The organism is Rhizobium sp. P2_G2 (genome assembly GCF_056403555.1).
The window spans coordinates 169,085-183,285 of sequence record NZ_JBFUFF010000006.1 but is presented as its reverse complement, the minus strand read 5'-3'; the positions used below and the strand labels follow the sequence as shown (position 1 = coordinate 183,285).

Sequence of the window (14,201 nt, the reverse complement as noted above, 5' to 3'; positions counted from 1 at the left end):
GCCTCCGGGCGGATAATCAATGGACGCCAAATGGGGAACCAAAACATGAAGTTGAAACAATTATTGCTTGCTACGTTCTTCGCTGCCGGTCTCAGCAGCGCACACGCAGCTGAGGGTGAGTTGTCAATCGGAACGGAAGGCGAGTATCCGCCATGGAGCATGGCGGATTCAAATGGGAATGTAACTGGCTTCGATGCGGACGTCGGCAGTCTGCTTTGTGCGAAGCTGCAAATGAAGTGCCACTTCGTGGTGCAGGCATTCGACGGCCTCATCCCGGCGCTGAAGGCAAAGCGCTTCGACGTCATCATATCGGGCATGTCGATCACCGCTGAGCGCAAGAAGCAGATCAATTTCTCTATCGGCTACGCTGAACTTGCCAACATGTTCGTGGTCAAGAAATCCTCCGATCTTGCCGGCATCAAGGACATTGATAGCCTGCTGAAATCGCTCGACGGCCGCACTGTCGGCGTGCAGGCGGGCACCACCCATGCCCACTTCATGGAAAAGCGGGCACCGAACGCTGACTTGAAAACCTATGATACGCTTGACCAGATGCAGATCGATCTGGCAAGCGGCCGCGTCGAAGTGGCGTTTGCCGACGCCTCCGCCCTTCAGGATTTCCTTGCGCGTCCTGACGGCAAGGATTTCCAATTCGTCGACATCAAGGTGCTGAGCACCTTCGACCCGACATTGGGCGAAGGTATCGGCGTCGGCATTGCCCAGGAAAACACGGAGCTGAAAGGTCGCATAGACAAGGCTCTCTGCGAGCTGATCAATGACGGCTCGATCGGCAAGGCCAGCCAGAAGTGGTTCAAGGCGGATATTTCACGACCCTGCAAACTGTAGCGCAATKGACGTCCTCCAGCGACGAAGGGCAGGCCGGTCGGCCTGTCCTGAAAGCGCATGCCGGACGGCCATCCCGATGTCACGAGCGAGAGAATGTAGGCTGGTCCGATGGAGTTTGGTATTTTGCAGGTATGGGAAGGCGGCTGGATAGTCGCAATCCTGCGTGGCGCGGCAATAACCATTGCAGTTGGGCTTGCCAGCATGGCCGGCGGCCTCCTGATCGGGATTGCCTGCGGCTTGATAAAGTGGGGGCGGCTTTTCCCACTGACGTTGATCGTCGATTTCTACACTTCGGTTGTACGCGGCGTACCCGAGCTCCTGATCATCTACCTACTCTTCTTCTCGTCGGTGGAGTTCGTCACGCGTGTTGCGTCGGCATTCGGCTATGACGGGCTGGTAGGCGACGGCTACGCCTTCGTCATCGCTGTCGTTGCGATCGGGGCGATATCAGGGGCCTATTCGACCGAGGTTATTCGCGGCGCGTTGGCAGCTATTCCCCGCGGCCATATCGAGGCTGCGCGCGCGCTCGGCATTCCGGGATGGCGCATCTTCCGCCGCATCATCGCCCCGCAGATGCTGAGGATCGCGGTGCCCGGCATGAACAATGTTTGGCAGACGACAATCAAAGATACGGCGCTGGTGTCGGTCGTCGGATTGCAGGAGCTTATGCGCGCCGCATTTGTTGGCGCAGGATCTACACGCCACCCCTTCATCTTTTATCTCATCGCCGCCGTGGTCTACCTCCTGATCACACTCGTCAGTCAAGCTGGCTTCGATCAAGCCGAACGCTTTCTTCGGCTTCGTTCAAGGAAGTAGACTATGGACCTCGATCTCATCCAGCTTGCCGTTCCCACGCTGATAAAAGGCCTGTGGCTTACGGCCGCCCTTACCGTTGTCTCGGTCGCCATCGGTTTCAATCTCGGTCTTGGGCTCGCGTTGATGCGGCTATCGCGAAACAGATTCTTTCGCGGGTTTGCCAAGGGCTACAGCACGGTTTTCCGCGGCACGCCTCTCTTGGTTCAGCTTTTTCTGTTCTATTACGGACTGGGTCAGCTACCCTTCGTTCGCGACAATCCCGTCCTGTGGTGGGTCATCGGTGACGGAACCCATTGTGCCGTCATGGCACTGGCTCTCAACACTGCGGCCTATACGTCGGAAATCCTGCGTGGCGGTCTCATGTCGATTCCAGGTGGCTTGGTTGAGGCGGCCGAGGCGACAGGCATGTCGCGGCTCCTGCGATTTCGTCGAATCGAGTTTCCTCTGGCGATCCGTCAGGCTCTGCCAGCCTATGGCAACGAACTTGTGCTGGTCGTGAAGGGAACCAGCCTTGCTTCCACAATCACCGTTCTCGAACTTACCGGACATGCGAAGCGGCTGATGAGCCAGACCTTCGCGATTCTGGAGGTCTTTGCTCTCGCCGGCATCCTCTACCTTTTGATCAACTTGATTTTGATCTCACTCATTCGGCTATTGGAAAGTCATCTGACGCGATATGCACGCTGACAGGATCGGCCGCTTCATTCAGAACCGCGGCAGTCATGACTTAATCGATGACCTTGCCTGGATTCAGGATTGCGCCCGGGTCCACCGTGTTCTTTATTTCTCGCATGAGTGCCAGTTTTACCGCATTCGCCGTGGTGCGTAGCGAATGTATCCTCTTGGCGCCAATTCCATGCTCTGCAGAGAAGGAGCCGCCAGTCGCGGCGATGTCGCGATAAAGCACCGCCTCGATCGCCGCAGTCATCTTTGTGGTAACATCGCCACCCGCGGCATTGAGGACGATATGCAGATTGCCATCGGCGAGATGGCCGAAAATGTAGGGGTCAAGTCTCGAGTCGATGAGCTTGAGCTCGGCGACGCAGCGCTCGACATAAGAGTCGACCTCGGAAAGCGGGACCGACACGTCGTACGAAGGCGCAGCGGGATGCTTGCGGTAGATGAGATCCGTGTCTTCGCGAAGCCTCCAGAGGTCAGCTTCCTGCGTCCCCGACATCGCGATTACCGCCGAGACGCCCGAATACCGTTCAATGACGTTTTCGTAGATACGCCCGAGCTCCCCTTGCAGCGCCTCCTGATCGGCGCCGCCGAGCGAAATCAGCAGGTTGATAGGATGAGACGGATCATAATCTTGCGCTGACCATCGATAGTGCTCAGACGTCAGCCGGAAGAACGAATTCCAGATAGCTTCCGCCGCGCGCAAATGCCCGTATCGGGCATCAAGGCAGAGACGAATCGTCTGGAGTGCGGCCTCGACCGAAGGCAAGCCGAAAAGCACCGTCGCGCTCGCCATTGGCTGCGGCTCAAGCCTTATGGCGATTTGCGATATGACGCCAAGGGTTCCTTCGGCGCCAATAAAAAGATGTTTCAGATCATAGCCGGCGGCATTCTTCACCACTCGTGTCAGATCGGAATAAATGGAACCGTCCGGGAGCACAGCTTCCAGCCCCAAAACACGGTGTCTCATCACGCCATGGCGGAAGGCCGAGATGCCTCCAGCATTGGTCGAAGCCATGCCGCCGATCGTCGCGGAGCCGCGTGACGGCAGGTCAATGCCGGGTTCCAGCCGGTGCGCGCCTGCTGCGGCCTGAAGGGCTTGCAGCGTGACGCCGGCCTCGACGACAGCGACACGCTCGATCGCCGACAGCAGTACGATGCGATCCAGCCGTGCGGTGGAAAGGACCAGCTCTCCAGGTGCCGAAATGCCGCCACCGACGAGCCCTGTCCGCCCGCCGTGCGTGACGAGCGGAACCCCATGAGTAGCACACCCTTTGACAACGGCGGCGACTTCGGCTGTCGACCCGGGCAGGACGACTGCAGACGTGCGTAGATTGTCGGGAGTAACGCCATAGTCGATAGCCGTAATCAAATCGCCCGTTTTTACGTTTACGTGACCGACGATCGCCGCAATCTCATTGATGAATTGCTCGGAAAAGCCGCTTCTTGGGTTGGCTGCGGGATCTGACATCAGGGCATCGCTCCAATTAGGGTGCGGCATTTGTGGAGATGTTTCAAGTCAATACGCCTCTCCCGTAGATCGATTCCTGGCTGGCAGGGTTTACCGAACCTTGGCCGAGTGGGACGGTCATCGTTAAATCGCGTGGGACTGGAACGGCTTGGCCAAAAGAGCGGCCGCTGCGAGAGACACTGGGATCTAAAGTGCACGTGTTCAATTCAAACGACCTCTCGAAAAGCCCAGCTTCGATCGTCTGGTCAGCGCAGGTTACTCAAACTCTCCACATATATGTATATACATAATAGGACGGGCAGCAAGCGGATTTGTGGCTGCGGCGGATGGCTGAACTGTGTTGTCCTCAAGGGGATGGGACCCTGTCCGGTCCTTGCCTGAGCCAATCATCTCCGGCGAATGCGAAGCTGACTGCTTCTGGCATCCACGGAAGCAAGCCCAGATCGGTGGAGGCTTCTTGGGCTGACCAGTTGGCTCAACTGGTGTTGTGCTCCATTGCACATTGACCCGACGCCGTCAGGGCTATTTCTCTGCAAGAAAAATGAACATGGCCGCGGAGTCGCCGGGGCACACCGGCGGCATTGCGGTACTTCCTTCAAACTGGCCGATGCTCCCTGGCCCGTCAACGATCTGTCGAAGTTCTGACCATACCGTCGCCGGCCTGCCGGACGAAGCGGTGCGTTTGGTTGCGCGTGTGACTGGCCAAAAGCTCCGCGAGGGGCGTTGGCTTGCATATGCCAAAGCCCTGAAACAAGTCGCACCGTGCCAGCGAGAGCGAGGCCAGTATGTCCTTGTCCTCGACGCCTTCCGCGACCACCAGGCAGTTCTGCGAATGGCACAGATCGACGATGGCCGCTATCGTTCGCATGCCGCCCGGCTCGCGGATTTTCATGACCATTTCGCGGTCGAGTTTCACCGTGTCAAGCGGAAATTCGAGAATTTGCTTCAGCGACGTATAGCCCGCGCCGAAGTCGTCGAGCGCGATTCCAAAGCCGGCCTGCTTCAGGTCCTGAACGACGCGCTTCGCCTTGGCGGGAGCCTTGACCGCGAATGTTTCGGTCAGTTCGATTTCGACCGAGGACGCCGAAACGCCGTGACGTTCGATCGCCTCGAGGCCGCATTTGACGATGGCGCTGGAACTCAGTTCCGCGGTCGAGATGTTCACGCTCAAGATGAGGTGCTCGCCGAAAATCTTCTGCAGCGCCGGCAGGTCGCCGACGGCTTTGTGCAGAACCCATTTGTCGATCTTGGAAAACAGCGCGTTTGCTTCTGCGATCGGGATGAACTCGCCGGGCGAAACCACTCCCAGGCGGGGCGACGTCCAGCGTATCAGCGCCTCGCACTTTTCGACCGAGCCTTCGCGGGAAACGATCGGCATGTAGACGAGGGAGAATTCCACGTCCGGATCGAGTTGCTGCAGTTCGACCTTGATCTGTTCGAGCCGCACATCGGAATCGGCAAATGCCCGCAAATAGCGCATCACGCCATTCTTGCCTGCCGCTTTGGCATGATACATGGCCTTGTCGGCGCAGGAAATCAGTTGCGTAAAGGATTGGGCATCGGCGGGAAAGCAGGCGACACCAATGCTTGCCGACACGGGATAGCTCTCCTCGCCAACACTTATCCCATTGCCAAATGCGTCGATGAACTGATTTGCGGTCGCCAGCGCACCGGCATCCTCTTCGCCTTCCCAAAGCAGGACGGCGAACTCGTCTCCCGACAGGCGTGCAAACAATGGGGCTCTGTCCGCAGGGGCAGCCTGGCGCCGGTCGAGAATATCCCGGGATATCGCGGTGAATTGCTGCAGAACCTGATCGCCGACCGCATGCCCGAATGTGTCGTTGATGAATTTGAAGTTGTCGAGATCGATGAACATAAGGCTCAGCTTTTGACCGGAGCCTTGTGCGGTCTCGACCACCTGCTCGCCGAGAAGCGAAAAGTGCAGGCGATTGCTGATGCCGGTCAGCACGTCGGTCCAGGAGGCGACCTGGACTTTCTCGAGATTGTCCAGGGCTTTGTCGTGCAGCGTCTTGATATTCATCGAAAGGCGATCGATTTCACCGCCGCTCTTTGTTTGGCCAAAGCTCTGCCGTTGCCCGGAAAGCACGTCGGTCACCTGGCGATCCAGGGTCGAGATCGGTCCCGTGACCGTACGCCGGATCAGGAAGAGAAGAAGTCCGATCGACCCGAAGCTGAGAGTAAGGCAGCCCGCGGCCAAGGTTATTTTCAAGGGTTGAAAACGTGCCGCCAGATAAGAGTCCTTGAGGCGAAGCCCCATCTTGAGATTGGGTAGCAGCGAGCCGACGGCGGTGAAAACACCATTTTTCTGCTCTATCGTCGGAGCAAGGATGACAGCGGTGCCGTAGTCCTTCTCCATTTCGGTTTTCATGCGGATGAAGTCTTGAGGCCGGACGGCCGACTGCACGATGAAGGCGGAATCCTTCTGCGTCGCCAGTGGCTTGGACATGGTGGTGCGATCGACGAGTTCGGAATGAATCAAAAGCGGCCCGTCTTCATCATTCACAAGGTTATCGGATTGCAGCGCGGCACCCTGCATCAACCGCTTTGCCATCTCAAGCTGAATGGCGCGGATGGTGGCGAAGGGGTCGTCGCTCTTCTCGAAATAATAATCGACCTTTTGATTGCTTTCGAGGATTGCAAACGAGACGAAGCGGTTTGAGCTTTTCGAGAAGAATTCGATGCCATCCTGCACGCTGACGCCGATCGCGGTGGCTCGAAAACTTTGATCGGCTTCCTGCACGAACGCTCGGATCGCATCGCCGGCCTGCATGAGGAAGACCAGGTTGCGCGTGAAGTCGCGATCACGGTCAAAAAGTACTTCCAACCGCTCCATCTGGCGCGACAGACGGGCGATCTCGGCCTGTTCTATGCTTCTTCTTTCTATCCAATACACCGAGAGAGCAAGCAGGACATTGCTTATCAGGATGACCGGCAGAATGACGATGAGTGCGCGCCTACTGAGCGTCATGGATATTGGTAACCGCGCTAACGATCCGTTTTCGCAACTGCAGCGCCGACGCCGGATATTCCTGGTAAAACTGGCTGGCCTTGACCACGTCTTCCGGCGGGAAAATCTGCGGATCGTTCTTGATCGCCGCGGAGAGCAATGGAATGGCCGCCGCGTTTGTGGTCGGCATCGACAGGTAGGTCGCATTCTCCGCAGCAATGTCCGGCCGATTGATGAAGTCGAGGAACTTCATTGCGAGCTCCCGGCGCTTCGAACCCGCCGTCGCCGCCAGGCAATCCACCCAGAGAACGCTGCCTTCCTTCGGCAGCACATATTTCCACGGCAGGGAAGAGGTGCTGGCAAGCACGAACTGATCGCCACTATAGGCGAGCGCCATGTAGAGGTCCTTGCCATCGGTCGCATTTTGCGACGAGGTGATGATATAGTCGTAGGTCTTGACGAAGGGCGACTGGGCCTTCAGCCGCTCGAAGGCGTTTTTCAAGTCTGCCGGGTCCGCAGAGTTGACGGATTTTCCCGCCAGGATCAATGCCGGCGTCAGGAGATCGTCATAGCCTGTCACCATTGCAATGTGACCGGACATGTCGGCGGAAGGCTTGAGAAGATCGTTCCACGATGTCGGCGGTGTCTTGACCTTGTCGGTACGGTAGACAATGCCGAGCGTGCCCCAGAAATAAGGAACGGCATAACCCGCGCATCGCTCCCGCCATCTTGGAACGGAATTCTTCGCCGACGGTACGGTCTTGTCGGACACTTCCATCAACTTGCCGTTTCGCGAATAGAGGCTTGTGACATTTTCGCTGAGGATCGCGAGATCGATGTCGTTCTTCGGATCGGCAAGAAGGCGGTCCCGATCATCACCGCTATCGAAATAAATCTGCCGAACGGAACTGCCTGTTTCCGCCGTCCAATGTTCCAAAACCTTCGGCGAAATATACTTTTCCCAGATAAGCAGGTTGAGCGTCTCGGCGTATGACGCCGCCGGCGCGACCACAGCGATCACGAATATGCCAAGAGCAAGAAGTTTATTCAAAACGGCATCTCCGACAGGTCACAACAGAACACCACATCATCCCGGCAAGAACCGTTTGGCGTTCCGTGTATTTCGCGCATCCGACCGCAAGCCTACGCCAATAGAGTGGCGGCTTTGCCCCCTGATGCCCGACCACTCGTGCCGCCGCTGGGCCACAGCGTGGCAAAAGATTACCAGCAACAATTTAACGCGGCTCTAACTCCAGGGCGGGGAAAGGTTTTTGTTGGGGGTTTTTCAATCTGGGGGAAACATTGAGATTGCGACCTCCGAGTGCCACGTCGACTTCGGCGATTGGCTGGAGGTCGCTTCATTGCCGCTTGCTGGCCTTCAAGACGGTCCCAGAGACGTGCCGATGGCGAAGAGCATCGGCAATTCCCCGCGATTGGCCAGCCGCCGCGTCCAGCCAGGCCGCTTTTTAGCGTCTGCTGTATCAATGCTGCGACACAGGAAGGGCCTCATCGCTCGCGCCCGGATAGACCGTTTCGCCGACTCGTCCGACAATGCAGCCCACGGGTTCAGCGAGAGCCCGGTTTCCAAGGGAGGAAGTCATGCTGCACCAGAAAATTCTCGAAACCCCCTATAAGACCCGCTACGGCAATTTCATCGGCGGCCAGTGGCGCGAGCCGGTCGAAGGGCGTTATTTCGACAACACCACGCCGGTCACCGGCGGCAAGCTCTGCGAAATCGCCCGCTCCAGCGACAAGGATATCGAACTGGCGCTCGACGCGGCGCATGCCGCCAAGGACAAATGGGGCAAGACCTCGGTCACCGAGCGCGCCAACATGCTCAACAAGATCGCCGACCGGATGGAAGCGAACCTCCAACTGCTCGCCCAGGCCGAAACCTGGGACAATGGCAAGCCGTTGCGCGAGACCACGATTGCCGACATTCCGCTCGCCATCGACCATTTCCGCTATTTCGCCGCCTGCGTCAGAGCCCAGGAAGGCACGATCGGCGAGATCGACCATGATACGATCGCCTACCATTTCCACGAGCCGCTCGGCGTGGTCGGCCAGATCATTCCCTGGAACTTTCCGATCCTGATGGCCACCTGGAAACTGGCGCCCGCGCTTGCCGCCGGCAATTGCGTCGTGCTCAAGCCTGCCGAGCAGACGCCTGCCTCCATCCTCGTATGGGCCGAACTGATCGCCGACATCCTGCCGCCCGGCGTGCTCAATATCGTCAACGGTTTCGGCCTGGAAGCCGGCAAGCCGCTGGCCTCCAATCCGCGCATCAACAAGGTTGCCTTCACCGGCGAGACGACGACAGGTCGCCTCATCATGCAATATGCCAGCCAGAACCTGATTCCGGTGACGCTGGAACTCGGAGGCAAGTCGCCCAACATCTTCTTTGCCGATGTCATGGCGGAAGACGATGATTATCTCGACAAGGCGCTCGAAGGCTTTGCCATGTTCGCACTGAACCAGGGCGAAGTCTGCACCTGCCCCAGCCGTGCGCTGGTCGATGAGCGGATCTATGACAAGTTCATGGAAAAGGCCGTCAAGCGCGTCAAGGCGATCAAGCAGGGCAATCCGTTCGACATGGAGACGATGATCGGCGCCCAGGCTTCGTCCGAGCAGCTCGAAAAGATCCTCTCCTATCTCGACATCGGCAAGAAGGAAGGCGCCAAGGTGCTGACCGGCGGCGAGCGCAACAAGCTCGACGGCGAACTGGAGAACGGCTTCTATGTCAAGCCGACGGTGTTCGAAGGCAACAACAAGATGCGCGTCTTCCAGGAGGAAATCTTTGGACCGGTCGTGTCGGTAACCACGTTCAAGACCGAGGAAGAGGCGATGGAAATCGCCAACGACACGCTCTATGGCCTGGGCGCGGGCGTCTGGAGCCGCGATGCCAACCGCTGCTACAATTTCGGCCGCGGCATCCAGGCCGGGCGTGTGTGGATCAACAACTACCATGCCTATCCGGCGCATGCAGCCTTCGGCGGCTACAAGCAGTCCGGTATCGGTCGCGAGACCCACAAGATGATGCTCGATCATTACCAGCAGACGAAGAATATGTTGGTGAGCTATTCCCCCAAGCCCCTCGGCTTCTTCTGAGCGAAATGGGTGAGGCTGGTCTGCAAATGGCGGCTTCTGCGCTTCCGGTGCTCACGTACGTTAAAGTACGCTCCGCTCCGGTTCTCGAAGCCACCATTTTCGACTCAGCCTGACCCATTTCGGGCCGAGACCGCGAAAACAAAAGGGCTCCCGGCGTTGCCGGGAGCCCATAAGTGTTTGAGGAGGAAGACATGCCCGTCCAGGCTACCACTGGCAGCGTCACGGCGACGCCGGCTGCCTTGGAACTCATCGGCGAAATCCAGCAGGATTATCCCGACATTCTCTTCCACCAGTCCGGCGGCTGTTGTGATGGCTCGTCACCGATGTGCTATCCGACCAATGACTTCATCGTCGGCGACCGCGACGTGCTGCTCGGCCATATCGGCGGCGTGCCGTTCTATATCAGCGGCCCGCAATACGAGGTGTGGAAGGGGACGGATCTGACGATCGACGTCGTACCCGGCCGCGGCGGCATGTTCTCGCTCGATAATGGTCGGGAGAAGCGGTTTTTAACACGATCTGATGTGTGCATGGTGCCGTAAGGCACGGCAAGCTTTTTTGACACAGGCGGCAATTACCGCCTGCGGTTCCAGTTCATCTCGCCGGCCATCATCGAACCGAGTGGCCTGATCGTGTCGGCGATGCGCGCAAGATTGTGCCGTTCGATCGCAGCCGTGACCTGGTCGGCATTCTTGTAGGCGCTGGGAAGTTCGCTGACATCGGGCACGCCGGTGAAGAAGCGCGCGTCGATGCCCTTGGTTTCACGCTCAACGATCGCCTTGATGGCATTCGGTCCAAGGCCGCGGTCGTCGCCGAATTCCGCCGCCAGTCGTTTGGCATGAGCGCTGCGGCTCATGTTGCGGCCGGCGCCGTGCGGCGCGAAACCGCCGATGCCGGCATCAGGGTCGGCGCTGTCCGTCGGCGCGGCGATGAGGATCGGCTGGCTCATGTTGAGCGGGATCAGCATCTGTCCGGAGGCGTCGGCGGCATAGCCGCGATAGGCCGGCGTGGCGCCCTTGGCGTGGTAGAACAGGCCGTCGGACTTGCGGAAGACGAAATTGTGCTCGTTCCAGAACCGTCCCATGACCTTGATGCCGAGTTTTGCTGCCAGCGCGTCATGAATGGCGAAGTGGTTGAGCTTCGTCCATTCGCGCGCCACCTGTAGGGCGTTCCAATAATTCTCGCCCTGCTCACTCTCCGGTTCGATCCAGGCATTGTGCGCGGGGACCCGTGGCGCATGGATCGCCGTGTGGCGTTCGGCGGCGGCCTTGCCGCGCTTGTAAAGCTGGCCGCCGAAGCCGCGCGAACCGTGATGCGTGACGACAGCCATTTCTCCGGTCGAAGCGAGCTCGCCGACATAGAGGAAATGGTTGCCGTCTCCCTGGGTCATGAAATGGAATTTGGCGTAGTCTTCCAGCCCCTGCAGGAACGGATTGGCGCCGAAGCCTCCGATCAACTGATGCAGCTCCTTGGGATGAAGCGCATCCACATCCTTGCGTCCGCCGGCGCCGAAATGCGTGACTTTCTGGGCTGCATCCAGCACCTTGCCGACGTCTTCGCGGCGCTTGAAGATCGAAACCGCCACGGAGCAGCAGATATCGGCCGAATGCATGCCCGGATGAATTGCCCGCGACGCCACGACGCCGCCGATCGGGATTGTGCCCGGCGCGCGATCCGAAGGACAGGCGTCGGGCATTACCGCGGCCGCGGTGACCACCGGAGTGCGCATCAGGATATCCATATGCTCGATGACGGCGCGATGGTTTTCGCGTTCGGTCTCGTTCTCGACGCTGTCTTCGAGAAAGTCGCTGAGCGGCAGCGAATTGGTCCGCATCGGCTGCATTTCGGCCGGCGATGGCTGCATCGCGCTGAGCAATTCGCGGATGTCGGCCTCGCTCATGCCGGCGTTTGCCGCTTCATTGGCTTCACGCACGGCATCTTCGAGCCATCCTGCCCGTTTGAAGCCCCATTCGAGGAGCGTATCCTGGGTAATCATGACCAATCCTCTGGGCGGCTTCTGCACGCGGCCGGCGTTCCCATACACCAAATCGACCGCGCGCAAAAGTAGCTGGCTTGGGGCGGCGAGGCTGCATCGCCGACCTCGCCGGGATGCGCAGACCGTCACAAAGCCTGTCGCAAGCCACGACGCTCCGAGGCTTTGTGCAATCATGAACAAAGGTTGCGATCCGCCGCACAATCGCTTGCATCGGTCACCGTTTTACCAGATCATGGTTTTGGCAGCCGTGTTGAGGGGCATGGCTGTCCGTGAGTGAACCACTCTGCGATCGCAAATCTCTGGGAGAGACATGATGCGAAATACCCTTATTGCGTCCCTGGCCTTGTTGCTTGCAAGCGGGACGGCAGCCCTCGCCGGCGGCATATCCGACGGCAAAGTCAAGATCGGCATTCTCAACGATCAATCCGGCGTCTATGCCGATTTCGGCGGCAAATCCTCGGTCGAAGCTGCCAAGATGGCAATCGAGGACTTTGGCGGCAAGGTGCTTGGTGCGCCGATCGAACTGGTCGATGCCGATCACCAGAACAAGGCGGACATTGCCTCCAACATCGCGCGCCAATGGTACGACACCCAGCAGGTCGATGCGATCATGGAGCTGACGACGTCCTCGGTGGCGCTCGCGGTGCAGGCGATCGCCAAGGACAAGAAGAAGATCGACATCATCACCGGTGCGGCCAGCACAGACCTGACCGGCAAGGCCTGCAGCCCCTATGGCTTCCATTGGGCCTATGACACGCATGCGCTTGCCGTCGGCACCGGCGGCGCGCTCGTCAAGCAGGGTGGCGACACCTGGTTCTTCCTGACGGCCGACTATGCCTTCGGCTATTCGCTGGAAAAGCAGACCACCGACTTCGTCACGGCCAATGGCGGCAAGGTTCTCGGTTCGGTGCGGCATCCGCTCAGCACCACCGATTTCTCCTCCTTCCTGCTGCAGGCGCAATCCTCCGGCGCCAAGGTCGTCGGGCTTGCCGATGCCGGCCTCGATACGGCCAATGCCATCAAGCAGGCATCCGAATTCGGCCTTACCCAGGGTGGCCAGCATCTGGCCGCGTTGCTGTTCACGCTCGCCGAAGTGCATGGCCTCGGGCTGGAGGCCGCGCAGGGCCTGACGCTGACCGAAGGTTATTATTGGGATCGTGACGACGAAAGCCGCAAGTTCGGCAAGCGCTTCTTCGACCGCACCGGCAAGATGCCGAACATGATCCATGCCGGCACCTATTCGGCGGTGCTGCAATATCTGAAAGCGGTGCAGAAGGCCGGCACCGACGACACCGAAGCCGTCGCCAAGGTGCTGCATGAAATGCCTGTCGATGACGTGTTCGGCCGCGGCGGCACCGTCGGCCCCAACGGCCGGATGATCCATGACATGTATCTGCTGCAGGTCAAGAAACCGTCCGAAAGCAAGCAGCCTTGGGATTATTACAACGTGCTCGCCACCATACCCGGCAAGGAGGCCTATATCGATCCCGCCAAGAGCGGCTGCCCCTTGGTCAAGTAGAAACTTAGCCGGCAAATGGTTAGCGCGGCTGATGCAGTGAATGACGCGTCCCGGGTGGTCTTGTCCGCCCGGGAGCTGCGTCGCGACTTCCGCGGCTTTACCGCCGTGAAGAACGTCAATCTCGACATATATGATGCCCGCGTGCATGCGCTGATCGGACCGAACGGCGCGGGCAAGACGACGGTTTTCAATCTGCTCACCAAGTTCCTGCAGCCGACGCGGGGCCGGATCACGCTGCTCGGCGCCGACATTACCGGGCTCGCGCCGGACAAGGTGGCGCGGATGGGGCTGGTGCGTTCGTTCCAGATATCGGCTGTCTTCCCGCATTTGAGCGTGCTCGACAATGTGCGCGTGGCGTTGCAGCGGCCCAATGGCCTGGCACACCAGTTCTGGCGGCCGCTTTCGGCGCTGCGCTTGCTGGATGATCGCGCCGAGGAACTTCTCGCGGCGGTCGGGTTGACCGTGGAACGCGACGTGATCGCCGCCGATCTGTCCTACGGCCGCAAGCGCGTGCTCGAAATCGCCACGACGCTGGCGCTTGATCCGAAAGTGCTGCTGCTCGACGAGCCGATGGCCGGAATGGGCCAGGAGGATGTCGGCCGGATCGCCGATCTGATCCGCGATGTAGCGCGTAGCCGGGCCGTGCTGATGGTCGAGCACAATTTGTCCGTGGTCGCCGATATCTGCCATCACGTCACCGTGCTGCAACGCGGCGAGATCCTTGCCGAAGGCGCTTATGAGAGCGTCAGCAGGGATCCGCGGGTGCGCGAAGCTTATATGGGCTCGGAGGAGGCTTGAT

Annotated in this window: 11 protein-coding genes; 7 read left to right on the top strand and 4 right to left on the bottom strand. The window is 59.2% G+C overall.

Translation table 11 applies throughout. The annotated features are described in order from the left end of the window. The first annotated feature begins 45 nt into the window (after window positions 1-45). The 3 genes from AC1D06_RS07965 to AC1D06_RS07955 all read left to right on the top strand — a co-directional run bounded on the left by AC1D06_RS07965 (window position 46) and on the right by AC1D06_RS07955 (window position 2,349). A complete protein-coding gene (locus tag AC1D06_RS07965) occupies window positions 46-846 on the top strand; it encodes a transporter substrate-binding domain-containing protein (protein ID WP_477882090.1) in 801 nt (266 codons plus the stop codon). A 108-nt stretch (window positions 847-954) separates the two neighbouring features. Continuing rightward, complete coding sequence (locus AC1D06_RS07960) at window positions 955-1,662, top strand: ABC transporter permease (protein ID WP_477882068.1); 708 nt, start codon at window positions 955-957, stop codon at window positions 1,660-1,662. 3 nt (window positions 1,663-1,665) lie between these two features. Beyond that, window positions 1,666-2,349 carry an ABC transporter permease gene (locus tag AC1D06_RS07955; RefSeq protein ID WP_477882066.1) on the top strand — a complete coding sequence of 228 codons (684 nt, stop codon included), beginning with the start codon at window positions 1,666-1,668 and terminating at the stop codon, window positions 2,347-2,349. Window positions 2,350-2,389: 40 nt separating this feature from the next. Here AC1D06_RS07955 and AC1D06_RS07950 read toward each other — a convergent pair whose 3' ends face one another. The 3 genes from AC1D06_RS07950 to AC1D06_RS07940 all read right to left on the bottom strand — a co-directional run bounded on the left by AC1D06_RS07950 (window position 2,390) and on the right by AC1D06_RS07940 (window position 7,830). Continuing rightward, a complete protein-coding gene (locus tag AC1D06_RS07950; RefSeq protein WP_477985833.1) occupies window positions 2,390-3,811 on the bottom strand; it encodes an FAD-binding oxidoreductase in 1,422 nt (473 codons plus the stop codon). A gap of 622 nt (window positions 3,812-4,433) precedes the next feature. Next, complete coding sequence (locus tag AC1D06_RS07945; protein WP_477985832.1) at window positions 4,434-6,800, bottom strand: putative bifunctional diguanylate cyclase/phosphodiesterase; 2,367 nt, start codon at window positions 6,798-6,800, stop codon at window positions 4,434-4,436. Then, a complete protein-coding gene (locus tag AC1D06_RS07940) occupies window positions 6,787-7,830 on the bottom strand; it encodes a polyamine ABC transporter substrate-binding protein (RefSeq protein WP_477985831.1) in 1,044 nt (347 codons plus the stop codon). Before AC1D06_RS07940 ends, AC1D06_RS07945 begins: the two co-directional genes overlap by 14 nt. Window positions 7,831-8,378: 548 nt before the next feature. Here AC1D06_RS07940 and adh point away from each other — a divergent pair. Both adh and AC1D06_RS07930 read left to right on the top strand, forming a co-directional pair. After that, window positions 8,379-9,887 (top strand): aldehyde dehydrogenase, encoded by a 1,509-nt coding sequence (gene adh / locus AC1D06_RS07935; protein WP_477985830.1) that lies wholly within the window; start codon window positions 8,379-8,381, stop codon window positions 9,885-9,887. A gap of 191 nt (window positions 9,888-10,078) precedes the next feature. Further along, a complete protein-coding gene (locus tag AC1D06_RS07930; protein ID WP_477882057.1) occupies window positions 10,079-10,429 on the top strand; it encodes a DUF779 domain-containing protein in 351 nt (116 codons plus the stop codon). Window positions 10,430-10,461: 32 nt separating this feature from the next. On the opposite strand, the gene AC1D06_RS07925 is transcribed toward AC1D06_RS07930, so the two are convergent. Next, a complete protein-coding gene (locus AC1D06_RS07925; RefSeq protein ID WP_477985829.1) occupies window positions 10,462-11,883 on the bottom strand; it encodes an RtcB family protein in 1,422 nt (473 codons plus the stop codon). Window positions 11,884-12,196: 313 nt separating this feature from the next. Between AC1D06_RS07925 and AC1D06_RS07920 the strand changes: the two genes are divergently transcribed. Both AC1D06_RS07920 and AC1D06_RS07915 read left to right on the top strand, forming a co-directional pair. Beyond that, window positions 12,197-13,402: an ABC transporter substrate-binding protein gene (locus AC1D06_RS07920; RefSeq protein WP_477882053.1), complete on the top strand. Its 1,206-nt coding sequence runs from the start codon at window positions 12,197-12,199 to the stop codon at window positions 13,400-13,402. Window positions 13,403-13,438: 36 nt separating this feature from the next. Beyond that, on the top strand, window positions 13,439-14,200 hold the full coding sequence (locus AC1D06_RS07915) for an ABC transporter ATP-binding protein (RefSeq protein ID WP_477985828.1): 762 nt from the start codon (window positions 13,439-13,441) through the stop codon (window positions 14,198-14,200). Window position 14,201: the final 1 nt, after the last annotated feature.

Bases quoted from the DNA above. Each gene is read 5' to 3' on its own strand.
- AC1D06_RS07955 (WP_477882066.1), top strand. From the start codon at position 1,666: ATGGACCTCGATCTCATCCAGCTTGCCGTTCCCACGCTGATAAAAGGC.
- AC1D06_RS07965 (WP_477882090.1), top strand. From the start codon at position 46: ATGAAGTTGAAACAATTATTGCTTGCTACGTTCTTCGCTGCCGGTCTC.
- AC1D06_RS07945 (WP_477985832.1), bottom strand. From the start codon at position 6,800: ATGACGCTCAGTAGGCGCGCACTCATCGTCATTCTGCCGGTCATCCTG.
- AC1D06_RS07960 (WP_477882068.1), top strand. From the start codon at position 955: ATGGAGTTTGGTATTTTGCAGGTATGGGAAGGCGGCTGGATAGTCGCA.
- AC1D06_RS07925 (WP_477985829.1), bottom strand. From the start codon at position 11,883: ATGATTACCCAGGATACGCTCCTCGAATGGGGCTTCAAACGGGCAGGA.
- AC1D06_RS07950 (WP_477985833.1), bottom strand. From the start codon at position 3,811: ATGTCAGATCCCGCAGCCAACCCAAGAAGCGGCTTTTCCGAGCAATTC.
- adh (WP_477985830.1), top strand. From the start codon at position 8,379: ATGCTGCACCAGAAAATTCTCGAAACCCCCTATAAGACCCGCTACGGC.
- AC1D06_RS07930 (WP_477882057.1), top strand. From the start codon at position 10,079: ATGCCCGTCCAGGCTACCACTGGCAGCGTCACGGCGACGCCGGCTGCC.
- AC1D06_RS07920 (WP_477882053.1), top strand. From the start codon at position 12,197: ATGCGAAATACCCTTATTGCGTCCCTGGCCTTGTTGCTTGCAAGCGGG.